We start from the raw sequence: 21,869 nt of genomic DNA, 5'->3' as shown, positions 1-21,869 counted from the left end.
AGAGAATTTTCTGTGCGTCAAGTGCTGCGGTTTAGGCTTGCTTGCTAATCAGAGTCGAGGCAGTACTAAAGGTCAATTGAACCCGTGCTTGTTTATATTTTTTATCTAGTTGCAATTGTTGTAAGCAGTGGGGGCACAAGGTTTTGCGATATTGTTTAAGCAGTTCCTTAGTTAACGGAATCAGCTCGGGGTAAGCTGGAAATAAACTCTGGCATAGGGTTTGATCAGCTGGAAAAGTTAGATCCAGTTGGCGGGTGGCTAAGTGCAGGCGTGGCTCTTTACAGGCAAACAAGTCCAGTTGCTCGTCGGGAACAATAAGGAAATAAGCGTGGGTAGACCAAGACAAGCGTGACATAGCGACTCCGAAGCGGGCGCATACCTTAGCTGAAAATGCTTTTTGATAAAAGTACTTAGCTTAGGCTGTGGGCTAAAAGCTGTTGAAATACGGTATGCAAGCCATTTGCTCGTGAGGGCGTAAGCTGTTGGTTAAGACCTAGTTGCTGGTACCACTGCAGCAAATCAACCCGCTGTAATGCACTGGGTGATAAGCCGTTAATTCTTATGTGCATTAGTGCTAATAAACCTTTGAGTAAGCGGGCTTCGCTGTCTATCAGGTAGTTGAGTTCAGGTGTTGTGGATTGGATACTGAGCCACACTTTAGCGGTGCAGCCTTCGACTAAATGTGCTGATGTGCGTAAGGCTTCTGGGTAGGCCGGCAATAAACTGGCAGCTTGTAGTACTAGGCGCGAGCGCTGCTCCCAGCTGTTACATGCGATAAAAGAGGCTAAGGTTTGTTCGGCTAGGGGAGTCATAGCAACAGCTCCAGTGCAGCATCATAGGCGCTAAAAAAACGGGTTAGATCTTGGCTATCATTATAAAAACCAAGCGATACCCGCAGCAAGCCTTGTTCAGCGCCGAGGGCTTTAAGTAAGGGCTGGGCACAGTGACTACCGGCTCGAATGGCAATGCCTTGCTCTGCCAGTAAAGCGGCTAGATCAGCGCTATGTACCTGCGGGTGGGAGAAGCTGGCCAGCGCGCAATTAGGGCTGCCAGCAAATTTGACAGCTCGCTGCTCTAAACCTTCGATTAGCTGTTGATGCAGGGCCTGTTCATAGTGCTGGATTGCAGTTTGATCAAGATCGGCTAACCATTGCAGGACCTTGGCAAAGGCTAAAATGCCGGCAATATTAGGGGTGCCTGGTTCAAAGCCTAGCGGCGCTGGTAAAAAGCTAGACTGCTCAATACTGCAGTGGGCCACCATCTCGCCACCAAACTGATAGGGGTGCAGTAGGCTGTGCTGGGCTTGACTAGCCCAGAGGATGCCCACGCCATCAGGACCAAACAGCTTGTGTGAAGACAGCGCTAAAAAGTCACAGTGCTGCAACAATTGCTGATCAATGCGTTGGTGTACTGCATATTGGGTGCAGTCGAGTACGCGTAAAGCACCACACTGCTTAGCATGTTGTAGCGTGGGGGTGAGATCTTGAGTGATACCAAACACATTGGACAATGGGCTAAGTGCTAGCAACTTGGTGTTAGGGGTAATTAGCTGCTTGGCTGCGATTGGGTCTAAGGCACCACTGGAATTAAAGGGCAGCACCACTAATTTTAATTGTAAGCGCTGACACAGCTGTTGCCAAGGAATCAAGTTGGCATGGTGTTCATAGAGGCTGACTGCAATTTCATCACCAGGTTGAAACAGGTGGCTTAAGCCGTGACAGACCAGATTTAATGCATCAGTGGCTCCTTTAGTAAAAATTAACTGATCATTATCAGTGGCACCTAGCCACTGCAGTACGGTAGCGCGCGCTTGTTCTAGTTCTGCAGTGATCCGGTTAGCCAGTGCGTGCTGTGCACGGTGTACGTTAGCCACGCCACTCGCGTAGTGCTGCTGTAAAGCTTGCAGCAGTATATGTGGTTTTTGCGCAGTGGCGGCGCTGTCTAAGTAGGTAACTCCTTGCTGATCGAATAACTCAAAACAAGGAAAGTGCTGGCGCCAAGGAGAAGTTAAATGCATAGAAGTGTTTACACTGCTAGCTCAGCATTGGCTGAGCTAGGAATTAAAGGTCAACTAATAAGGGTTACAACGGTTTTGGGGTGGCTAAGGCTAGGCACTCAATTGCACCGGTTTGGGCGTTACGGCGAAAACTTAGATCGTGGGTATTGGCAAGGCTTTCGGCTTTCACGGTGCGGATTAAGTTTTGCTCAGCATCTAGCAAATTAATTAAGGTGCTGGCTTCAATGTGTAGACCTGACTCTACATGATTACGATCACCTAAAATAATCGACACGTGGGCGTGAGCACCAATTGAGCAGTGTTCACCCGTCATCGCCAGGAGTTGTTGATTAAGGACGCTGCCCTCTACCCAGCTTTGCTCATCAACGCCCATATTGGCTTCAATGCAACCATCATGTAACACGCGAGTATGGCTTCCAAGATAAGCGCCAAGGCGCACTCGCGCACTGTCGGCAATATGCACATCAAGGGGCACTACGTAGTCGGTCATTTTGGGTAGCTGGTCTACCGAGAACACATCCAGTAAACGGCCTTTAATCCGTTCCTCAAGTTGTAAAGCCGCCACTTCGTTTAAATCTACCGCACCTAGATTAGTCCAGGCGACATTAGGCAGAAGATCAAATAAGCCTTCCAGATTTGTTTGTTGTGATTTGAGTAGGCGGTGAGAAATTAAGTGTAGCTTTAAGTAAGCGCCAGGGACTGTTTGTGGGGCATCGTCGTGTTCCAGTAAGGTGGCAACCGTTGGGCGATGACTTTCGGCCAGTCTGACCAAAAGAGCGCTTTGTTGGGGCGCAATATGCTTGAGTAAGTGCGCCAGCTCCGAGGCTTTATCCCAGTTAAATGGGATAATGGTGTTGCCGCCGTTATAGCCCAGAACCTGTTTTACTGCTTGTACAATAGCCGGGTCAGGGTTGAGCAGAGGTTGGGGGTAAAAGGTTTCTAACCAATCCCCTTGAAGGTTTTTTGAGCCGACGCCAAAGCCTAAGCTAAACAACGATTGCGACATAGAAGAGTCCTTTTGCATACAGAGGAAAAGAGGGCAACTAAGCGAATGCCTCGGCATAATATTCAGGCTTAAAGCCTACCAGCGCTCTATCTTTCAGCGCCAAAATAGGGCGCTTAATCATAGAAGGGTTTTCTAGCATAAGGGCAATTGCTTTGTCTTGATTAAGGTCGCTTTTTTGCGCCTCATCTAGCTTGCGAAAGGTGGTGCCTGCTTTATTAAGAATTTTTTCCCAGCCGTGTTCATTGCACCATTGGGCTAGTCGTTCAGCATCAGCTCCTAAAGCTTTGTAGTCATGAAATTCAAACTCAATCCCATGCTCAGTTAACCATTTACGAGCTTTGCGGATGGTGTCACAATTTTTAATGCCATACATTACCAACTGGCTCATATTTGTCTCCTAATTAATCGCTAGATAAATTCGATAAACAATGGCGCCGAACATATTGGCCATGCCGATCATCATTAACAATACTCCCCAGCCTTTCTCACGCCAGCTATAGCCGAGCGTCAGTAAAAACATGCCGCAGCAGATCAGTACAGTCATTACGTTGAGTGGGTTGTCCATGTTATTCCTTAGCTGTCAGTAAAATGAGTGTGGCATTGAGCAGTATTAAATGCCGTGTAAGGCTGGGGAGCGTGGCTGTAAATCTTCGGCGGTGGTTAGCATTTCCATCAGCGCCTGATACAGTTGCTCGCATAGCTCTGGGTCGGATAAAGGCTGTTCATGTTGATCCGTAATAAAGAACACGTCTTCAATTCGTTCGCCTAAGGTTAGGATTTTAGCGCTATGCAGTGAAAGCTCAAAGGCGAGCAATAAGCGTGCAATGCGCACCAATAAACCAGGGCGGTCGGGAGCAATAATTTCAATGACCGTGTGTGGGCCTTGGGCATCGTTGTGGATGCTCACCTGAGGGGTAAAGGCAAAGTGCTTCAGTTGTCTTGGCACACGGCGTTGAATAATGCTGGGGTAGTTATCAGTATCTAGCAGCGCATCCAGTACCCCTTGGCGAATTCTTTCGATGTGCTCAGGATTATCACCAATGCGCTCGCCATCTGCGTCCAGCACAATATAGGTTTCAATGGTAAAGCCACTGCTTGCAGTAATAATCCGCGCATCTTGGGTGCTCAGGTTAAGCTGATCTAAGGCAGCAACGGTGACGGCAAAAAAGTCGATGCGATTGGGGGCATAGATAAACAGCTGAGTGCCGCCCTCCGTTTCGCGGTAAGTCGACTCACGAATCAGCACCAAGGGTTGCTTAGGATTGGCATGCTCTAAAATAGCTTGGGTATGCCAAGCGACGTCACCTGCGCTGTGGCGTAAAAAATACTCTTCGCCTAATTGCTTCCACAGTTTTTTAACTGCATCGGCATCAACACCTTCGCTGCAGAGTAAGCTAAGGGCAGTACTTTGGCGGGTGCTAATTTGCTCTTCACGATCCAGAGGATTAGCTAGGCCGCGGCGTAAAGCACGGCGTGTTTCGCTATACAGCTGACGCAATAACTGGGCTCGCCATGAATTCCAGAGTGTCGGATTGGTGGCATTAATATCCGCGACGGTTAGGACGTATAAATAATCTAAGCGAGTTTGATCCCCTACTAAGCGGGCAAAGTTATGAATTTCTTGTGGATCTGAAATATCTTTGCGTTGGGCGGTAGCCGACATAATGAGATGGCTTTTAACTAGCCAAGTAATCAGGCGCGTATCCCAGATCGGTAGGCGATGGCGAATGCAAAAGGCTTCGGCATCCACCGCGCCCAGTTCTGAGTGGTTGCCGCCGCGGCCTTTACCGATGTCATGGTACAACCCTGCCAGATAAATCAGTTCCGGCTTAGGCAGGCGCGCTAAAATCGCGCTGGCCAGTGAGAACTTTTCGGCAAAATCAGGGTGGCGCAATTTGCGTAGGTGTTTAATCAGGTTCAGGGTGTGGGCATCTACAGTATAGATATGGTACAGGTCATGCTGCATTTGCCCGGTGATCGCGCCAAACTCTGGTAAATAGCGGCCTAAAATTCCGTAGCGGTGCATCCGCCGCAGATTCATGTGAATGCCTTCTTTGCTTTTAAATAGCTCGATAAATAAGCTGGTGTTGCGAATATCTTGACGGAAGTTCTCGTCAATCAGGTGGCGGCTATCACGCAACAGGCGGATAGTGGCCGATTGCACGCCTTTAATTTCTGGATTTTGTGCCAGTAAGACAAAGGCCTCTAAGAGAGCAAAAGGTGTTTCGCGAAATACCTTAGGATGAGTAACCTCAAGGTAACCCGCACGTACCTGAAAGCGTTTATTGAGACACAGCGGCGGATGGCTCTCATCATCGCGTAAAATGGTTTCTTCAAAGTACTGGCTGAGTAAATCACACAGCTTGCTAATGCCCATGACGGTGCGGTAGTACTTTTGCATAAACTGCTCGATGGCCAGCAGGTGTTCATTATCGCTATAGCCAAACTGCTCGGCGATTTTCCGTTGATAATCCAACAGGAGGCGGTCTTCTTCGCGGCCAGCTAACACATGCAAAGCGTAGCGCACTTGCCAGAGGAACTCGCGAGCCGAGTGAAATAAGCTGTATTCGGTGTCGGTTAAAAAACCAGAGCGTTGCAAATCTTCAAGGGAGTTAAAGTTAAACTGGCGACGTGCTACCCACAACACCGTTTGGATATCCCGTAGACCGCCTGGAGACGTTTTAACATTGGGCTCTAGGTTGTATTCGGTGTCGTTATATTTAAGGTGGCGACTACGCTGCTCTTCAAGTTTGGCTAAAAAGAAAATTGCGCTGGGCCACATCTGCTCGGTAGCGATCTGTTTGCTGACTTCTGCCAGTAAGGCGGGATCGCCGACCAGTGTACGGCTTTCCATCAGCGTAGTGACTACGGTTAGATCATCTGCCGCTTCGCTACTGCATTGGCTAAGGGTGCGTACACTGTGACCAATATTAAGTCCTAAGTCCCAAAGCAACGTAATAAACTGGCTGGCTAGCTCTTGAGTGTGGGGACAAGGGGTGTCCGCCGTGAGCAACATAATATCAATATCTGAGTGTGGGTGCAGTTCACCACGGCCATAGCCGCCCACAGCAACTAGGGCAATTTGGGCACTAGCGGGCCAGGCAAATAATTGCCAAGCTTGTAATAGCAATTGGTCCATCACCCAGGCGCGGGCATGGATCAGTGGGGTAATTGGCTGGCCTTCAGCAAAGAGTTGATCTAGCCGCTGATCAGATTCTTCTTTTGCTTGGCGAAATAGGCTGATTCGCTCGGCAGCGGAAGCGCTAGCCAGTGCTGCGAATGCTGTCTCATCAAACAGCTGGGCAGTGATGGGTGACATAGAGTTCCTCGCTAGCAAAAGAAGAAAAGATCAGGTTGTTTTCTACTGTTTAAGGGGCAATTTTAGGAAAGGTTTCCTCATTGCGCAGGGTGAAAATTTCATAGCCGTCTGCAGTTACGGTTAGGGTGTGTTCCCATTGTGCAGTTAGCTTGCGGTCTTTAGTGATCGCGGTCCAGCCATCACCTAAGAGGCGGGTTTCTGGGCGGCCTAAGTTAATCATCGGCTCAATAGTAAAGGTCATGCCTTCTTTAAGTTCAAGACCGGTACCAGCGCGGCCATAGTGCAGTACTTGCGGTTCTTCGTGGAACACTTTACCAATACCATGTCCACAGTATTCGCGAACCACTGAGTAACCCTGACTTTCAGCGTACTTTTGAATCACTTCGCCAATATCACCTAAACGTGTGCCAGGGCGGACAATTTCAATGCCTTTATAGAGGCACTCTTGGGTGACGCGGCAGAGACGCTCAGCCCACTCCGGAGTGTTTCCGACTAAAAACATTTTGCTGGTGTCGCCATACCAGCCATCTTTAATGACAGTCACGTCAATATTGATGATGTCGCCATCTTTTAGTGGCTTATCATTGGGAATGCCGTGGCATACCACATGGTTCACAGAAGTGCAGATTGACTTAGGGAAACCATTGTAATTAAGCGGCGCGGGAATCGCCTGTTGCACCTGAGTGATGTACTCATGACTGATGCGGTTGAGTTCTTCGGTGGTCACGCCTACTTTGACGTGTGGTTCAAGCATCTCCAATACTTCGGCCGCGAGTCGACCGGCGATGCGCATTTTTTCGATTTCTTCAGGCGTTTTGATTGAAACACTCATGGTAGTTCTTTGACCTTTTAACGTAAGCGCTGTGCAAGCGCTAAGCTAGCGCTAAGCTAAGTAAATAAAAACTTAGTTTAGCAGAAACTCGATTAGCCCGCCGAGCGCATCGTGCAATCTACGTTTAATCAGTAATCAATGTAGAAACCGCTGGCTTTAATGGGTGGTTTTGTGGTATAAAACGCGCCGCTTATACAGAATTAACTGTGTAGGTTTAAATCCACACACGTATCGACACGCTTTTCTGGGTGCCTTTTGGTAGGTTGGAATGCGGGATGCGTGGAGGCATAACCCATACATATTTAGGAATTATCATGACTCAACCAGTCTCTATGCGCGACATGCTGAAAGCAGGCGTACACTTCGGTCACCAAACTCGCTACTGGAACCCAAAAATGGGTAAGTACATCTTTGGTGCACGTAACAAGATTCATATCATCAACTTAGAAAAAACCTTACCTATGTTCAACGAAGCATTAAGCTTTATTGAAAAAACTGCTAAAGGTAAGAACAAAATTCTATTTGTTGGTACTAAGCGCTCTGCAAGCAAGATCGTGCGTGAAGAAGCTGCGCGTTGTGGCATGCCTTACGTTGATCACCGTTGGTTAGGTGGTATGTTAACCAACTACAAAACCATCCGTACTTCAATTAAGCGTCTGCGTGAGTTAGAAGCTCAAGCCCAAGACGGTACATTTGAAAAGCTAACTAAGAAAGAGGCGCTGATGCGTACTCGCGACCTAGAAAAACTAGAGCGCAGCTTAGGTGGTATTAAAGAAATGGGTGGTTTGCCTGATGCAATGTTTGTTATCGACGTTGATCACGAGCGTATCGCGATTAGCGAAGCAAACAAGCTGGGTATCCCTGTTATTGGTGTGGTTGACACCAACAGCAGCCCAGAAGGCGTAGACTACATTATTCCAGGTAACGATGACGCTATCCGTGCGGTACAGCTGTACTTAGGTGCAGTGGCTGATACGGTGATTCGCGTGCGTCAAGGTTCAGCGACCACTGCAGAAGAGTTTGTAGAAGTTGCTGAAGAAGCAGAAGCTTAATTTAAGCTAAGCTTAGCGACTAAAAAGAAGGGGGCTTGGCCCCCTTTTTGCCTAATACAGTGGCTCAGTGCAAGCTGGCCAATCAATGATTTAAAGAGGGTATGAATATGGCGCAGATTACTGCTGCAATGGTGAAAGAGCTTCGCGAGCGTACCGGTCAAGGTATGATGGACTGTAAAAAAGCACTCGAAGCTGCGGGTGGCGATATCGAAAAAGCAATTGACGATATGCGCGCAGCAGGTGCAATTAAAGCAGCTAAAAAAGCGGGTAACATTGCTGCCGAAGGTGCTATTGCCTATAAAGTAGCGGCTGATGGTAAGAGTGCGGTGATTATCGAGGTTAACTCGCAAACTGACTTCTTGGCTCTGCAAGATGATTTCAAAGCGTTCGTAGCTGAGAGCTTAGAAAAAGCAGCAGCAGAAAACTACACTGATGCCGCTCCACTGATCGAAGTGCAAGAGCCTGCGCGTGAAGCGTTAGTTGCCAAGTGTGGTGAAAACGTTAACATTCGTCGTTTAACTCGCGTTGAAGGTGATGTGTTAGGTGGTTACTTGCACGGTAACCGTATTGGCGTATTGGTGACCTTGAAAGGTGGTGATCAAGAGCTAGCGCGTGACATCGCGATGCACGTTGCTGCGAGCAATCCACAATTCTTAGATCCTTCTCAGGTTTCTGATGAGATGATCGCTAAAGAGAAAGAGATCTTCATGGCGTTAAACGCTGACAAGATCGCTGGTAAGCCAGAAAGTATCGTGGAAAATATGGTAAAAGGCCGTATTAACAAGTTCTTGGCTGAAGGCAGCTTAGTTGAGCAGCCATTCGTTAAAGATCCAGAAGTGACTGTTGGTAAGTTAGCGGCTAACGCTGGCGCTGAAATCGTATCTTTCGTTCGCTATGAAGTGGGTGAAGGTATTGAGCGCGCAGAAGAAGACTTTGCTGCAGAAGTTGCTGCTCAGTTAGAAGCTGCTAAAAAGTAAGCTAATGCTTAATTGATGTAGTACCCAAAGGCTGCCCGCTTATGCGCGCAGCCTTTTTTTTAATAACACGCCCCGTTTGTGGGCGTTCCGTATATAATACGCCCGTTTTGTTAAAATATATTTGAAAGAAACCGCAGGAGAATTACACATGTCTCAACAAGAGAGTGGCCGTAAGCCACGTTATAAGCGCATCTTGCTTAAACTCAGCGGTGAGGCTTTGATGGGCTCTGAGAACTTTGGGATTGATCCTAAAGTGCTGGACCGAATGGCCATTGAAGTGGGTCAGTTAATTGGTATTGGCGTCCAGGTTGGGCTTGTTATTGGCGGTGGAAACTTATTCCGTGGTGCTGCACTCTCGGCAGCTGGTATGGATCGGGTCACCGGCGACCATATGGGAATGCTAGCAACTGTGATGAATGCGCTAGCCATGCGTGATGCTTTAGAGCGCTCGAATATTCCGGCGTTGGTCATGTCAGCGATTTCAATGGTGGGTGTTACCGATCATTATGACCGACGCAAAGCCATGGGGCACTTGCGCAAAGGTGAAGTGGTGATTTTTTCAGCAGGAACAGGTAACCCGTTCTTCACCACCGACTCAGCTGCTTGCTTGCGCGGAATTGAGATTAATGCCGATGTGGTGTTAAAGGCCACTAAGGTTGACGGCGTGTATACTGCTGACCCCTTTAAGTTTGCTGATGCTGAGAAGTTTGATCGCCTAACCTACGATGAAGTATTAGATCGTAAGCTTGAGGTGATGGACTTAACCGCTATTTGTCTGTGTCGCGATCATAAAATGCCATTGCGAGTGTTTAATATGAATAAGCCTGGGGCTTTACTAAACAGCGTACTGGGCGGCACCGAAGGAACCCTAATTGAGGAAGTAAAAGAATGATCAATGAAATTAAACAAGACGCTAAAGAGCGTATGAGTAAATCCCTTGAGTCGTTACAGCATGCTTTTGCCAAAATTCGTACCGGTCGTGCGCATCCGAGCATTTTAGATAGCGTGATGGTTTCCTATTACGGTGCGGACACACCACTGCGCCAGGTGGCTAACGTGGTTACTGAGGACTCACGGACTTTGGCGCTGACCGTGTTTGATCGCAGCATGATCCAAGCAGTAGAGAAAGCTATTTTAACCTCAGATTTAGGCTTAAACCCTGCTACTGCAGGTACTACCATTCGCGTACCGATGCCAGCGCTTACTGAGGAAACCCGTAAGGGTTACACCCGTCAGGCGCGCCAAGAAGCAGAAAACGCGCGGGTAGCGATTCGTAATATTCGTCGCGATGCGATTAACCAGCTGAAAGACTTAGAGAAAGAAAAAGAGATCAGCGAAGACGAAGAGCGTCGTGCAGCGGATGAAATACAGAAGGTTACTGATGGCTTTATTGCCGATGTAGATAGCGCGTTGGCCGCCAAAGAAACCGACTTAATGGAAGTGTAATTGGATCAGTTATGAGCACACCCACAGCAAATCAAGCTATTCCGCGCCATGTGGCGATTATCATGGATGGTAATAATCGCTGGGCTAAAAAGCGTTTTTTACCTGGTGTAGCAGGGCATAAAGCCGGAGTAGATGCTGTTCGAGCAGTGGTTGAGGTATGCGCCGAAGCTGGCGTTGAAGTGTTAACCTTGTTTGCTTTCTCAAGTGAAAACTGGCAACGCCCAGAAGAGGAAGTAGGGGCGCTCATGAAGCTGTTTCTCAATGCGTTACGTAAAGAAGTACGGCAGCTGGCTGAAAACGGGATTGGTTTAAAGATCATCGGTGATCGTAGCCGTTTTCAGCCAGAGCTACAAAAAGCCATGAGCGAGGCAGAGCTGCAAACGGCCGAGAATAAGCGCTTAATTTTGCAAGTGGCAGCTAACTATGGTGGGCAGTGGGATATTGTCCAGGCCGCCCAACGGATTGCCCGCGAAGTGAAAGCCGGTCATGTGCAAATCGATGAGATAACACCTGATCTGCTACAAAACTGCTTATCAACTGCAGGTGTACCTGCTCCGGATCTTTGTATCCGTACCGGTGGTGAGCAGCGCATCAGTAACTTTTTACTCTGGCAGCTTGCGTACAGTGAGCTGTACTTTTCGCCACTTTATTGGCCCGATTTTAAGCATACCGCCATGCGTGAAGCCCTGGCTGCCTATGCTCAACGTCAGCGTCGTTTTGGTAAAACCAGCGAGCAAGTTGAGAAAGAAGGAGTATAACCATGCTTAAACAGCGGGTAATTACAGCGCTTTGGTTAGTGCCTTTAGCGCTATTAGGTTTTTTTTATTTAGATGGCATTGCCTACGCGGCTTTTATTGGTTTGGTGATTAGTTTAGGGGCTTGGGAGTGGGCCGCCTTAGCCGGAATTAAGCACACAGTCGTGCGTATTGTATACGCTATGGTAACTGCCGCTGCTTTGACTGGGCTTTATCAGTTGCCTCAACTGGCTAAACCGGTGCTATTGCTGGCAGTGTTGTGGTGGTTAGTGGCTACGTTAATGGTGCTCACTTTTCCGCGCAGTGTACGGGCTTGGGGAGGCGTGCTAGGTCAACTGTTGATAGGCTGGTTAATTTTATTGCCGGCCTGGCAAGGTTTGATCACGCTAAAAACTTGGCCACAAGCTAATCTCTTGATTTTATTGGTCATGCTATTGATCTGGAGTGCCGATATTGGCGCTTACTTTACTGGCAAGCAATTTGGTAAGCGTAAGCTAGCGCCCGCTGTGAGTCCCGGAAAGAGCTGGGAAGGTGCGATTGGCGGTGTACTGATTAGCTTGTTAGTGGCAGCCGGTATGGCATCTCAATTGGGTCATGTGTCTATAAGCGCCTGGGCTTTGGTGTTAATGGTGTTACCAGTAGTAGTGATTTCTATTATTGGTGATTTGACTGAAAGTATGTTTAAGCGCCACTCAGGCATTAAAGACAGCAGTAACTTACTACCTGGACATGGTGGGGTTTTAGATCGTATTGACAGTCTAACTGCGGCCGTACCTGTGTTTGTGGTGGTGTTATGGCTGGCTGGTTGGGGCGCGTTGTGAACAACAATCGCGTGCAACAGATTACTGTGCTGGGAGCAACCGGCTCAATTGGCAGTAGCACCCTCGATGTGATTGAGCGCCACCCTGAGCGTTATCAGGTCTACGCGCTTACCGCCCACCAGCAAGTAGAAAAGCTTGCGCTGTTATGTCAACGTTTTCAGCCAGCGTATGCCGTGGTGGCAACCGAGCAAGCAGCAGAGCAATTACATGGGCTGTTAGCTGCAACAGAGACGGTGACGCAGGTGCTCTGTGGCGAGCAGGCCTTGGCTGAAGTAGCCAGTGCCCCTGAGGTTGATGCGGTGATGGCGGCGATTGTTGGTGCAGCGGGATTAAAGCCAAGCTTAGCTGCGGTGAAGGCAGGCAAGAAACTATTGCTGGCTAATAAAGAAGCCTTGGTAATGTCTGGACAATTATTAATTGAGTTGGCACAGCGCAGTGGTGCGGTGATTTTACCGATTGATAGTGAGCACAACGCAATTTTTCAGTGTTTGCCGAGTCATTATCCCAAGCAGCTGGCGGAAGTTGGGGTACGTAAATTATTGTTAACTGCCTCTGGTGGACCACTGCGTCATATGAGTTATGCCGAGTTGGAGAAAGTCTCACCCGCTGAGGCCTGTGCGCACCCGAATTGGTCGATGGGACGTAAAATCTCAGTAGACTCAGCCACCTTAATGAACAAAGGCTTAGAGTTAATTGAGGCGTGTTGGTTATTTAATTTACCTCCGGCGCAAATTGAAGTGGTGGTACATCCACAAAGTATTATTCATTCCATGGTGGAATATGTGGATGGATCGATTTTGGCGCAGTTAGGAAATCCTGATATGCGCACACCGATTGCCCATGCCATGGCTTGGCCAGAGCGAATTGAGTCTGGCGTTCAGTCGCTAAATTTTTTTGAATTGGCAGCTCTAGAGTTTTATCCACCCGATACCGAGCGTTTTGCTTGCTTACGCTTAGCCCGTGAAGCGATGGATGCAGGTGGGGTAGCACCAGCGATTTTAAATGCAGCCAACGAGGTGGCGGTGGCGCAGTTTTTAGCAGGGCAGCTTAAGTTTACTCAGATACCTCAGCTAATTGAAGCGGTATTGACCAGCACGCCACACAGTGCAGCAGATGATTTAGCTAAGGTCTATCAAGCTGATTACTACGCTCGTGAACAGGCTCAGCAGTGGTTGGCTCAACATGCAGCCTATAGGCATTAATAGGTAGGAAAATCCTTGTATACCTTATTTGGCACACTCATCGCATTAGGCATTTTGGTTACCTTTCACGAGTTCGGGCACTTTTGGGTGGCGAGGCGTTGTGGGGTTAAGGTGTTGCGCTTTTCTGTAGGGTTTGGCATGCCGTTAATTAAGTGGCGTGATCGGCAAGGCACCGAGTTTGTGATTGCAGCGATTCCCTTGGGTGGCTATGTAAAAATGCTCGATGAGCGTGAAGGCCCCGTAGCAGAGAGCATGCTAAATCAAGCCTTTACCCAAAAAACCGTTAAGCAACGGATTGCTATTGTAGCTGCCGGACCTATTGCTAACTTTCTGTTGGCAATAGTGTTTTTTTGGTTGCTAGCGCTACTTGGTAGTCAAGAAATTCGCCCGGTAATTGGGAGTGTCACGCCTGAAAGTTTAGCAGAGCAAGCAGGTTTACAGGCCGGTATGGAGCTAACGCAGGTTGATCAAACCCCCACCCATAACTGGGGGGAGGTGGCCGTGGCATTAATGCGTCAAGCAGGCAGCCATAAAACCTTAGAAATCAGCACTAAAACGGAGGCCTTTGCTACCGAGCAGCAACATCGGGTGCCGTTACAAGGCTGGTTGCGTGGTGCAGACGAGGTTAATCCTTTAATCGAATTTGGTTTAAGCATTTGGCAGCCAGAAATTCCATCGATTGTGGCTCAGGTACAAGAGGGATCGCCGGCAGCAGTAGCTGGACTGCAGTTAGGCGATCAGATTACTGCACTCAATGGTGAGCCTTACGAGCACTGGCAAGGGCTGACTGAAAAAATTCGTCAACTCCCTAATCAGCCTGTCAGTTTAACAATTGTACGTGCCGGGCAGTCGCAAACGCTGGCTGTTACTCTCAGTAGTGCCAGCGACAATCCGCAGCAAGGCTTTTTAGGCGTGGGCGTACAACCTGGTGAATGGCCAGCGAGTATGTTGCGAGAGGTCAGCTTTAGTCCATGGAGTGCGTTACCCCACGCGGTTGCTGAAACCTGGAACACTAGCCTGATGACCTTGCAGTTTATGGGCAAAATGCTGGTAGGCGATTTATCGGTTAAAAATCTAAGTGGGCCGATTACCATTGCTAAAGTCGCTGGCGATAGTGCTGAAAATGGTATAAAAAGCTTTTTACGTTTTTTAGCATTATTGAGTATTAGCTTAGGTGTGCTAAATTTGCTGCCGATTCCGGTCTTAGATGGCGGGCATTTATTATTTTATTGCATTGAGTGGGCGCGTGGACGGCCACTTTCAGATAAGATACAAAACTTTGGTGTGCAAGTCGGTGTCATTTTAATTTTGGGTGTCATGTTACTGGCACTGTTTAATGACCTTGGACGCTTATAACTATGTATAGTAACTGGGCTGCTGTCACCGACTGCAGAGTGTTTAAACCTTCAATTGATATAGAAAGGACTTCATGAAACGTCTTCTGCTCCCCGCGGCTATGACCGCAATGATGATTGCTGAAGTTCACGCTGCGTCCTTCACCATCTCAGATATTCGTGTTAATGGCTTACAGCGTGTTTCTGCAGGCAGTGTATTTGCAGCACTTCCATTAAATGTAGGGCAAGAGGCCGACTCGCAAGAGTTAGCTGAAGCAACGCGCTCACTGTTTAAAACAGGCCTGTTTCAGGATATTGAGCTAGGTCGTGATGGCAGCGTGTTAGTAATCTCGGTGGTTGAGCGCCCCTCAATTGCCAGTATTGAAATTGAAGGCAACAAAGCCATCAGTAAAGATGATTTACTGAAAGGTTTAAGCCAGTCTGGATTAGCTGAAGGAGAAATCTTTCAAAATGCTACCCTAGAAGGGGTTCGCAATGAGTTAGAGCGCCAATATGTAGCGCAAGGGCGTTATTCAGCTAATATTGAAACTGAAGTTAACGAGTTACCGCGTAACCGTGTAGGGATTAAAATTACGGTTAACGAAGGCGCAATCGCAAAAATTCAGCATGTTAATATCGTGGGCAACAGTGTTTTTGATAATGAAGAATTGGAAGCATTGTTTGAGCTCAAGCCTAAAAAATGGTACTCACTGTTTAGCAGCAGTGATAAGTATGCGCGGGAAAAACTCTCTGGCGATCTAGAACGGTTACGTTCTTACTACCTTGATCGCGGTTATATCAATATGGATATAACCTCAACCCAGGTATCCATTACTCCAGATAAAAAGCATGTCTACATTACGGTCAATATTGATGAGGGTAAGCAATACAAAATTCGTGAGATTGCGCTCTCAGGTGACTTGAAAGTTGATGAAGATGAAATTCGTGGACTAATTTTATCGCGCCCAGGACAGGTGTTCTCTCGCCAAGTGATGACCAGTAGTTCTGAGCTGGTGATGCGGCGTTTAGGTAACGAAGGCTATACCTTTGCTAACGTTAATGCGATTCCGCAAACCCATGATGAAGACAACACGGTGACTTTAACTTACGTAGTTGATCCAGGTAAGCGTGCTTATGTTAATCGCATTAACTTCCGTGGTAACACTAAAACTGCCGACGAAGTACTGCGCCGTGAAATGCGACAAATGGAAGGTGGCTGGGCTTCTGCTTATTTAATTGATCAGTCAAAGACTCGTTTAGAGCGCTTAGGCTACTTTAAGGAAGTCAAAGTTGAAACCCCGCAAGTACCCGGTGCTGATGATCAGGTTGATGTAAATATCAGTGTGGAAGAGCAGCCCTCTGGCTCGATTACCGCCAGTATTGGTTATGCGCAGAATGCGGGGCTGATCTTAGGTGGCTCGATTAGCCAGAGTAACTTCCTAGGTACCGGTAATAAGGTCAGTTTAGGTCTTACGCGCAGTGAATATCAGCAGAGTTATAACTTCAGCTTTGTTGATCCCTACTGGACTCAAGATGGTGTGAGTCTGGGGTACAACATGTACTACCGTAAAACTGACTACGATAAGCTTGATGTTGACCTTTCTAACTACTCGGTCGATAGCTTAGGCGCTGGGGTTAATCTTGGTTACCCAATCAGTGAAACTTCGCGTTTAAATTATGGCTTAACCGTACAGCAAGATAAGATTAAAACTGGCCGCTACCCAGTAGAAGAAATTGCTGAGTTTATCGAGGAAGAGGGCAAAAGTTACACTAACTTTAAAGCCTCTATTGGCTGGTCTGAATCCACCTTGAACCGTGGTTTATTGCCGACCCGCGGTCACTCACAAAGCTTAAGCTTAGAAACCACTGTGCCGGGTAGTGATCTGTCGTTTTATCGTCTGGACTATAGTGGGCAAATCTTTAAGCCATTATCGGAAAATTACGGGCTACGTTTCCATGCTGACTTGGGCTATGCCGATAGTTATGGCTCAACTTCTGAACTGCCATTCTATGAGCATTACTATGCTGGAGGCTTTGGCTCAATCCGTGGCTTTAAAGACGGCACCTTAGGCCCGCGTAGTACTCCGTATGGATATGGATCTATTGATCGTGGCGATAAAGCTGATCCAGATAATGATCCTTTACCCTTCGGTGGTAACGTGTTGGTGCAAGGTGGAGTGGAGTTAATGTTCCCAATGCCCTTTGTTAAGGATCAGCGCTCATTCCGCACTGTACTGTTCTGGGATGTGGGGAATGCATTTGATACCAACTGCAGTAAATGGCAGAAAAAACGAAATGAGTCAGGTTGTAGCTTTAGTTATGACAACGTCGCCAGTTCGGTGGGGGTTGGCTTAACTTGGGTGACCGCTTTAGGCCCCTTAAGCTTTAGCTTAGGGACACCGATTAAGAAACCTGACAATGCCGATACCCAAGTCTTCCAGTTCTCACTGGGTCAAACATTCTAAGCGTCAATTTAACCGTAGAATAAGTTAAATAAAGGAAGGAGTAATACATGCGTAAGTTAACTCAGTTAGTCGTCGTATCTTTGGCGCTTATGGCAGCCCCTGCGTTTGCTCAGATGAAAATTGCGGTACTGGATTACCAAATGGCTTTGCTGGAGTCGAATGCAGCGAAAAAATACGCGGTTGATGCGGAGAAAAAATTCGGTCCGCAGCTCAACCAATTAAAAAAACTCGAGCAGGATGCTAAAAAAATTCAAGATCGCTTAGTTAAAGAAGGCGATAAGATGAAGCAAGCCGATGCTGAGCGCTTAGAGCTAGACTTCAAACAAAAAGCCCGTGATTTTCAAATTAAGTCGCAGCAATTAAATGAAGCCAAAGCCGTAGCTGATCGCGATATGCTACAAGTACTCAAACCACAGCTAGATAAAGCGGTGGAGACTATTTTAAAAGCCGGTAATTACGATTTAGTGATTGATAGTGCAGCGGTGGTTGATGTTAAACCACAATATGACATCACTTTGCGTGTTATTGAGAAGATGAACCAGTCACGCTAATAGATTATGAAAAAAAAGCAAATTACCTTGGCCGAACTAGCAGAATTTTTGCAGGCCAAGTTACAGGCTAATCCTGAGACAACCGTTTCAGGATTAGCGGCACTGGATCATGCTCAGCCTGATCAGCTGAGTTTTTTATCCAGTAGCAAATACCGTAAAAGTCTAGACAGTACCCAAGCAGGTTGTGTGTTGTTGACCGCAGACGACGCAGAGGGATACTCGGGACCCTGCCTGATTGTGGCTGATCCATACTTGGCCTATGCCAAGGTTTCCCATTGGTTTGATGATAAGCCCGTGGCTTTGACTGGGATTCATCCATCGGCGGTGGTGGATGCAACAGCACAGGTGCATCCTGAGGCCAAAATTTCCGCGCATGCGGTCATTGAAGCATGCGCAGTAATTGGCGCTGGCAGTTATATTGGTGCTGGAACAGTGATTGGCGCGCACTCTGTGGTGGGTGCTGACTGCTGGATTGCACCGAATGTCACGATTTATCACCGGGTCAGCATGGGTGATCGAGTGTCGATTCAAAGTGGTGCGGTGATTGGTGGTGAAGGTTTTGGTTTTGCCAATCATCAAGGGCAATGGCACAAAATTGCTCAAATAGGTGGCGTCAGTATTGGCCATGATGTGGAAATTGGGGCCAATACCACCATTGATCGCGGCGCCATTGAAGACACCGTCATTGGTAATGGCGTTAAGCTTGATAACCAGATTCAGATCGCCCATAACGTGCAAATTGGTGATCACACCGCGATGGCTGCTTGCGTGGGAATTTCCGGTAGCGCGAAAATTGGTAAGCACTGTATGCTCGCCGGTGGCGTTGGTTTGGTTGGACATATCGAAATTTGTGATGGTGTCTTTATTTCAGGTATGACCATGGTGACGCATTCGATTACTGAACCAGGGGCTTACTCGTCGGGTACAGCAATGCAGCCCGCGAAAGAATGGAAAAAGAATGCAGTACGTTTTCGTCAACTGGATGATTTTGCCAAGCGTTTACGCGCATTAGAGAAAAAACAAGCTGACACTTAAGCTTAAAGTGATTAGCATCTTTTATATTTTGTGTGTTTGATTAGTATTTTTGCACAGTGATCTGTGCTTTTTTTAAGGCTACTGCTGAAATGATGGACATTAATGAGATTCGCCAACTCCTTCCTCACCGATATCCGTTTTTATTAATTGATCGGGTGACGGAGATTGATTTAGACGCTAAGTCTATCCGTGGCTATAAAAATGTCAGTATTAACGAGCCGTTTTTTGCCGGACACTTTCCACAGCATCCGATTATGCCGGGTGTTTTAATCGTTGAAGCCATGGCACAGGCAGCGGGTGTGCTCGGGTTTAAAATGATGGATACCGAGTCCCAAGAAGGTACGCTGTACTACTTTGTGGGCTCAGATAAATTGCGCTTTCGTCATCCTGTGATGCCGGGTGATCAATTAGTACTTGAGGCAAGTTTCTTAAGTGCCAAACGCGGAATATGGAAGTTCGCTTGCCAAGCAAGCGTTGAAGGGAAACTGGTTTGTTCAGCTGAAATTATTTGTGCGGAACGAAAATTATGAGTGAAATTGACGCTCGTGCAATTATAGATCCTGCAGCTAACATTGCAGACGACGTCGAGATTGGCCCTTGGTCAATTATTGGTCCTGATGTAGTCATCGAGTCCGGTTGTGTGATTGGTCCCCATGTAATTATTAAGGGACCAACACACATTGGTAAAAATAACCGCATTTATCAGTTTGCTAGCCTAGGTGAAGATACCCCGGATCGAAAATACAAAGGCGAGCCTACGCGTTTAGTTATCGGTGACGATAATATTATTCGCGAAGGGGTGACCATGCACCGTGGCACCATTCAAGATCGCAATGAAACCACCATCGGTAACAGTAACCTGATTATGGCTTATGCCCATATTGGTCATGACAGTGTAGTGGGCAATCATTGCATTTTAGTGAATAACACGGCGCTAGCAGGGCATGTGCATATCGATGACTGGGCTATTTTGTCTGGCTATACCTTAGTGCATCAGTTTTGTCACATTGGGGCCCATAGTTTTGCCGCCATGGGCACAGCGATTGGTAAAGATGTGCCAGCTTTTGTGACCGCCGCTGGGAACCCAGGTGAAGCCCGCAGCATGAACTTTGAAGGGATGCGTCGCCGTGGTTTTAGCGAAGAAGCGATGCATGCACTGCGTCGCGCCTATAAGGTTGTATATCGCAATGGTTTAACCGTTGAGGCAGCATTGCTGGAGCTGAAAGATTTATGCCTTGAGTTTCCAGAAGTTAACTTGTTTTGCGATTCGATTCGCAACTCCACGCGAGGCATTATTCGCTAGTAATGCGTCCGCTTAAAATAGCCTTGGTAGCAGGCGAAGCTTCCGGTGATATTTTAGGTGCAGGCTTAATGTCGGCACTTAAACAACAAACTCAAGCGCCCATTGAGTTTGTTGGAATCGGCGGGCCGTTAATGGAAGAACAAGGACTAACGAGTTATTTTCCCATGGAGCGCTTAGCCGTCATGGGATTAGTCGAAATTCTAGGGCGGATTCGCGAGTTGACGCGGCGTCGTAAACAGCTGATTAAAGACTTGTTGGCCGAGCGTCCCGATGTATTTATTGGAATTGACTCTCCCGATTTTACCTTAGAGATCGAGTTGCAGCTGCGACAGCAAGGCATTAAAACCGTGCATTATGTCAGTCCATCGGTGTGGGCATGGCGACAAAAACGGGTGTTTAAAATTAAGCAGGCCTGTGATCTGATGCTGACTCTGCTGCCGTTTGAGGCGCAGTTTTATCATGCCCATCAGGTGCCGGTGAAGTTTGTAGGCCATCCGCTAGCCGACACAATTGCCTTAACCCATGATAGCCAGCCGGCTAAGCAAGCACTGGGGCTGTCTCTCGAGCAACCGGTGATTGCTTTGTTGCCCGGGAGTCGCGGTGGAGAGGTTGGCAAGCTAGCGCCGTTGTTTATTCAAACAGCAGAGTATTTAACGCAGCAGCAACCCAATCTACAGTTTGTTTTACCTGCCGCTAATGCTGCCCGTTATGAGCAAATAAGCGCCTTACTCGAAGCCCGTAGCCAAGCCCAAGCTAATATTCAGTTAGTGCAAGGGCAGTCGCAGCGAGTGTTACAGGCCAGTGATGCGGTATTAATAGCCTCCGGTACAGCCACCTTAGAAACCATGCTGTTTAAAAAACCGATGGTGGTGGCGTATAAACTGGCACCTTTAACCTTTGCGATCTTAAAGCGCTTAGTTAAAACGCCTTATATTGCGCTGCCAAATTTATTGGCTAATCAAGCCTTGGTGCCTGAGTTTATTCAACAGCAAGCCACTCCAGAACACTTAGCTAAGGCCCTGCAACAGGTATTAGCTCAGCCTGAACACCAAACCCAGCATTTTATGCAGCTCCATCAAGGGCTACGTAAAGATGCTTCAAATCAAGCAGCTAAAGCGGTACTGGAGTTGCTGTAATGCAAATCGGCTTAGACTTTGAACGTGTCGAATCGTTGGTGGCAGGGGTAGATGAGGTAGGGCGTGGCCCCTTGTGTGGCCCAGTCATCACCGCAGCGGTAATTCTTGACCCAGCACGACCGATTAACGGATTAAATGACTCAAAAAAACTCAGTGAAAAAAAACGCGAGTTGTTATTTACCGAAATTCAAGAAAAAGCCCTTGCTTGGCATATTGCTCGAGCAGAAGTGGCAGAAATTGATCAGCTAAATATCTTACATGCCACTATGTTAGCTATGCAGCGTGCAGTCGAAGGTTTGGCTATTACTCCAAAGCTGGCATTAATTGATGGCAATCGTTGTCCACAATTGAGTGTGCCTTGTCGTGCGGTGGTGCAGGGTGACAGTGAAGAGCCAGCGATTGCCGCAGCATCGATCTTGGCCAAGGTAGCCCGCGATCGGGAAATGCAGCACTGGGATCAGATGTATCCCGGTTATGGCATGGCGCAACATAAAGGCTATCCAACTGCGGCGCATTTAGCCGCATTAAAAGCCTTAGGCGCAACGCCGATTCATCGTCGTTCTTTTGCTCCAGTGAAGCGTGCGCTAGGCTTAGCATAAATTTATTTTTCGGGTGCAA

The 21,869-nt window shown here is 47.6% G+C and carries 23 protein-coding genes; 15 read left to right on the top strand and 8 right to left on the bottom strand.

Annotated elements, in window-relative coordinates; all coding sequences use genetic code 11:
- Positions 1 to 31 precede the first annotated feature (31 nt).
- The 8 genes from AKN87_RS04090 to map all read right to left on the bottom strand — a co-directional run bounded on the left by AKN87_RS04090 (position 32) and on the right by map (position 7,174).
- Positions 32 to 355, bottom strand: a complete 324-nt coding sequence (locus AKN87_RS04090) for a hypothetical protein (protein WP_053102565.1) — start codon at positions 353 to 355, stop codon at positions 32 to 34.
- Between the two features lie 55 nt (positions 356 to 410).
- Entirely contained in the window at positions 411 to 812 is a 402-nt protein-coding gene (locus AKN87_RS04085) for a SufE family protein (protein WP_053102564.1), read from the bottom strand.
- Positions 809 to 2,017 carry an aminotransferase class V-fold PLP-dependent enzyme gene (locus AKN87_RS04080; protein WP_053102563.1) on the bottom strand — a complete coding sequence of 403 codons (1,209 nt, stop codon included), beginning with the start codon at positions 2,015 to 2,017 and terminating at the stop codon, positions 809 to 811. Before AKN87_RS04080 ends, AKN87_RS04085 begins: the two co-directional genes overlap by 4 nt.
- Before the next feature lie 64 nt (positions 2,018 to 2,081).
- Positions 2,082 to 3,023 (bottom strand): hypothetical protein, encoded by a 942-nt coding sequence (locus tag AKN87_RS04075; RefSeq protein ID WP_053102562.1) that lies wholly within the window; start codon positions 3,021 to 3,023, stop codon positions 2,082 to 2,084.
- 37 nt (positions 3,024 to 3,060) lie between these two features.
- Positions 3,061 to 3,411, bottom strand: a complete 351-nt coding sequence (locus tag AKN87_RS04070) for an ArsC family reductase (RefSeq protein WP_053099770.1) — start codon at positions 3,409 to 3,411, stop codon at positions 3,061 to 3,063.
- 9 nt (positions 3,412 to 3,420) lie between these two features.
- Positions 3,421 to 3,588 carry a hypothetical protein gene (locus tag AKN87_RS12355; RefSeq protein ID WP_096334874.1) on the bottom strand — a complete coding sequence of 56 codons (168 nt, stop codon included), beginning with the start codon at positions 3,586 to 3,588 and terminating at the stop codon, positions 3,421 to 3,423.
- A 45-nt stretch (positions 3,589 to 3,633) separates the two neighbouring features.
- Positions 3,634 to 6,342: a [protein-PII] uridylyltransferase gene (locus AKN87_RS04065; RefSeq protein ID WP_053102561.1), complete on the bottom strand. Its 2,709-nt coding sequence runs from the start codon at positions 6,340 to 6,342 to the stop codon at positions 3,634 to 3,636.
- Between the two features lie 49 nt (positions 6,343 to 6,391).
- On the bottom strand, positions 6,392 to 7,174 hold the full coding sequence (gene map, locus AKN87_RS04060) for a type I methionyl aminopeptidase (protein WP_053099768.1): 783 nt from the start codon (positions 7,172 to 7,174) through the stop codon (positions 6,392 to 6,394).
- Between the two features lie 314 nt (positions 7,175 to 7,488).
- On the opposite strand from map, the gene rpsB reads away from it, so the two are divergent.
- The 15 genes from rpsB (at position 7,489) to rnhB (ending at position 21,850) form a co-directional block, all read left to right on the top strand.
- Positions 7,489 to 8,226, top strand: a complete 738-nt coding sequence (rpsB, locus tag AKN87_RS04055) for a 30S ribosomal protein S2 (protein WP_053099767.1) — start codon at positions 7,489 to 7,491, stop codon at positions 8,224 to 8,226.
- Positions 8,227 to 8,333: 107 nt separating this feature from the next.
- Positions 8,334 to 9,203, top strand: coding sequence for a translation elongation factor Ts (tsf, locus tag AKN87_RS04050; RefSeq protein ID WP_053102560.1), 870 nt, complete (start codon positions 8,334 to 8,336; stop codon positions 9,201 to 9,203).
- A gap of 148 nt (positions 9,204 to 9,351) precedes the next feature.
- Positions 9,352 to 10,095 carry a UMP kinase gene (pyrH, locus tag AKN87_RS04045; protein WP_053099765.1) on the top strand — a complete coding sequence of 248 codons (744 nt, stop codon included), beginning with the start codon at positions 9,352 to 9,354 and terminating at the stop codon, positions 10,093 to 10,095.
- Positions 10,092 to 10,649: a ribosome recycling factor gene (frr, locus tag AKN87_RS04040; RefSeq protein WP_053099764.1), complete on the top strand. Its 558-nt coding sequence runs from the start codon at positions 10,092 to 10,094 to the stop codon at positions 10,647 to 10,649. Before pyrH ends, frr begins: the two co-directional genes overlap by 4 nt.
- An 11-nt stretch (positions 10,650 to 10,660) precedes the next feature.
- Positions 10,661 to 11,407, top strand: a complete 747-nt coding sequence (locus tag AKN87_RS04035) for an isoprenyl transferase (protein WP_053102559.1) — start codon at positions 10,661 to 10,663, stop codon at positions 11,405 to 11,407.
- A 2-nt stretch (positions 11,408 to 11,409) separates the two neighbouring features.
- Entirely contained in the window at positions 11,410 to 12,225 is an 816-nt protein-coding gene (locus AKN87_RS04030) for a phosphatidate cytidylyltransferase (RefSeq protein WP_053102558.1), read from the top strand.
- Positions 12,222 to 13,427: a 1-deoxy-D-xylulose-5-phosphate reductoisomerase gene (gene ispC, locus AKN87_RS04025; RefSeq protein WP_231692616.1), complete on the top strand. Its 1,206-nt coding sequence runs from the start codon at positions 12,222 to 12,224 to the stop codon at positions 13,425 to 13,427. Before AKN87_RS04030 ends, ispC begins: the two co-directional genes overlap by 4 nt.
- 15 nt (positions 13,428 to 13,442) lie before the next feature.
- The gene (rseP, locus tag AKN87_RS04020) at positions 13,443 to 14,783 is read left to right on the top strand and encodes an RIP metalloprotease RseP (RefSeq protein ID WP_053102556.1); all 1,341 of its coding nucleotides are present in this window, start codon (positions 13,443 to 13,445) and stop codon (positions 14,781 to 14,783) included.
- 73 nt (positions 14,784 to 14,856) lie between these two features.
- Complete coding sequence (gene bamA / locus AKN87_RS04015) at positions 14,857 to 17,226, top strand: outer membrane protein assembly factor BamA (RefSeq protein ID WP_053102555.1); 2,370 nt, start codon at positions 14,857 to 14,859, stop codon at positions 17,224 to 17,226.
- Between the two features lie 47 nt (positions 17,227 to 17,273).
- On the top strand, positions 17,274 to 17,777 hold the full coding sequence (locus tag AKN87_RS04010; RefSeq protein ID WP_053099758.1) for an OmpH family outer membrane protein: 504 nt from the start codon (positions 17,274 to 17,276) through the stop codon (positions 17,775 to 17,777).
- A 6-nt stretch (positions 17,778 to 17,783) separates the two neighbouring features.
- Positions 17,784 to 18,812, top strand: coding sequence for a UDP-3-O-(3-hydroxymyristoyl)glucosamine N-acyltransferase (lpxD, locus tag AKN87_RS04005; RefSeq protein ID WP_053102554.1), 1,029 nt, complete (start codon positions 17,784 to 17,786; stop codon positions 18,810 to 18,812).
- An 89-nt stretch (positions 18,813 to 18,901) separates the two neighbouring features.
- The gene (gene fabZ / locus AKN87_RS04000; protein ID WP_053099756.1) at positions 18,902 to 19,342 is read left to right on the top strand and encodes a 3-hydroxyacyl-ACP dehydratase FabZ; all 441 of its coding nucleotides are present in this window, start codon (positions 18,902 to 18,904) and stop codon (positions 19,340 to 19,342) included.
- Complete coding sequence (gene lpxA, locus AKN87_RS03995; protein ID WP_053099755.1) at positions 19,339 to 20,115, top strand: acyl-ACP--UDP-N-acetylglucosamine O-acyltransferase; 777 nt, start codon at positions 19,339 to 19,341, stop codon at positions 20,113 to 20,115. The genes fabZ and lpxA overlap by 4 nt, the downstream gene beginning before the upstream one ends.
- Before the next feature lie 2 nt (positions 20,116 to 20,117).
- Positions 20,118 to 21,251 carry a lipid-A-disaccharide synthase gene (lpxB, locus tag AKN87_RS03990; protein WP_053102553.1) on the top strand — a complete coding sequence of 378 codons (1,134 nt, stop codon included), beginning with the start codon at positions 20,118 to 20,120 and terminating at the stop codon, positions 21,249 to 21,251.
- Entirely contained in the window at positions 21,251 to 21,850 is a 600-nt protein-coding gene (rnhB, locus tag AKN87_RS03985; RefSeq protein ID WP_053102552.1) for a ribonuclease HII, read from the top strand. Before lpxB ends, rnhB begins: the two co-directional genes overlap by 1 nt.
- The last annotated feature ends 19 nt before the right edge of the window (positions 21,851 to 21,869 follow it).

This window comes from Thiopseudomonas alkaliphila, from assembly GCF_001267175.1.
Taxonomy (GTDB): Bacteria; Pseudomonadota; Gammaproteobacteria; order Pseudomonadales; family Pseudomonadaceae; genus Oblitimonas; species Oblitimonas alkaliphila.
Note: the sequence above shows the minus strand (reverse complement) of the source record. Positions and strands in the feature narration are given on the sequence as shown.

Bases quoted from the DNA above. Each gene is read 5' to 3' on its own strand.
- lpxB (WP_053102553.1), top strand. From the start codon at position 20,118: ATGCGTCCGCTTAAAATAGCCTTGGTAGCAGGCGAAGCTTCCGGTGAT.
- AKN87_RS04065 (WP_053102561.1), bottom strand. From the start codon at position 6,342: ATGTCACCCATCACTGCCCAGCTGTTTGATGAGACAGCATTCGCAGCA.
- AKN87_RS04080 (WP_053102563.1), bottom strand. From the start codon at position 2,017: ATGCATTTAACTTCTCCTTGGCGCCAGCACTTTCCTTGTTTTGAGTTA.
- rnhB (WP_053102552.1), top strand. From the start codon at position 21,251: ATGCAAATCGGCTTAGACTTTGAACGTGTCGAATCGTTGGTGGCAGGG.
- lpxA (WP_053099755.1), top strand. From the start codon at position 19,339: ATGAGTGAAATTGACGCTCGTGCAATTATAGATCCTGCAGCTAACATT.
- AKN87_RS04010 (WP_053099758.1), top strand. From the start codon at position 17,274: ATGCGTAAGTTAACTCAGTTAGTCGTCGTATCTTTGGCGCTTATGGCA.
- fabZ (WP_053099756.1), top strand. From the start codon at position 18,902: ATGATGGACATTAATGAGATTCGCCAACTCCTTCCTCACCGATATCCG.
- lpxD (WP_053102554.1), top strand. From the start codon at position 17,784: ATGAAAAAAAAGCAAATTACCTTGGCCGAACTAGCAGAATTTTTGCAG.
- rpsB (WP_053099767.1), top strand. From the start codon at position 7,489: ATGACTCAACCAGTCTCTATGCGCGACATGCTGAAAGCAGGCGTACAC.
- pyrH (WP_053099765.1), top strand. From the start codon at position 9,352: ATGTCTCAACAAGAGAGTGGCCGTAAGCCACGTTATAAGCGCATCTTG.
- AKN87_RS12355 (WP_096334874.1), bottom strand. From the start codon at position 3,588: ATGGACAACCCACTCAACGTAATGACTGTACTGATCTGCTGCGGCATG.
- frr (WP_053099764.1), top strand. From the start codon at position 10,092: ATGATCAATGAAATTAAACAAGACGCTAAAGAGCGTATGAGTAAATCC.
- bamA (WP_053102555.1), top strand. From the start codon at position 14,857: ATGAAACGTCTTCTGCTCCCCGCGGCTATGACCGCAATGATGATTGCT.
- AKN87_RS04075 (WP_053102562.1), bottom strand. From the start codon at position 3,023: ATGTCGCAATCGTTGTTTAGCTTAGGCTTTGGCGTCGGCTCAAAAAAC.
- tsf (WP_053102560.1), top strand. From the start codon at position 8,334: ATGGCGCAGATTACTGCTGCAATGGTGAAAGAGCTTCGCGAGCGTACC.
- map (WP_053099768.1), bottom strand. From the start codon at position 7,174: ATGAGTGTTTCAATCAAAACGCCTGAAGAAATCGAAAAAATGCGCATC.
- AKN87_RS04070 (WP_053099770.1), bottom strand. From the start codon at position 3,411: ATGAGCCAGTTGGTAATGTATGGCATTAAAAATTGTGACACCATCCGC.
- AKN87_RS04090 (WP_053102565.1), bottom strand. From the start codon at position 355: ATGTCACGCTTGTCTTGGTCTACCCACGCTTATTTCCTTATTGTTCCC.
- AKN87_RS04030 (WP_053102558.1), top strand. From the start codon at position 11,410: ATGCTTAAACAGCGGGTAATTACAGCGCTTTGGTTAGTGCCTTTAGCG.
- AKN87_RS04085 (WP_053102564.1), bottom strand. From the start codon at position 812: ATGACTCCCCTAGCCGAACAAACCTTAGCCTCTTTTATCGCATGTAAC.
- AKN87_RS04035 (WP_053102559.1), top strand. From the start codon at position 10,661: ATGAGCACACCCACAGCAAATCAAGCTATTCCGCGCCATGTGGCGATT.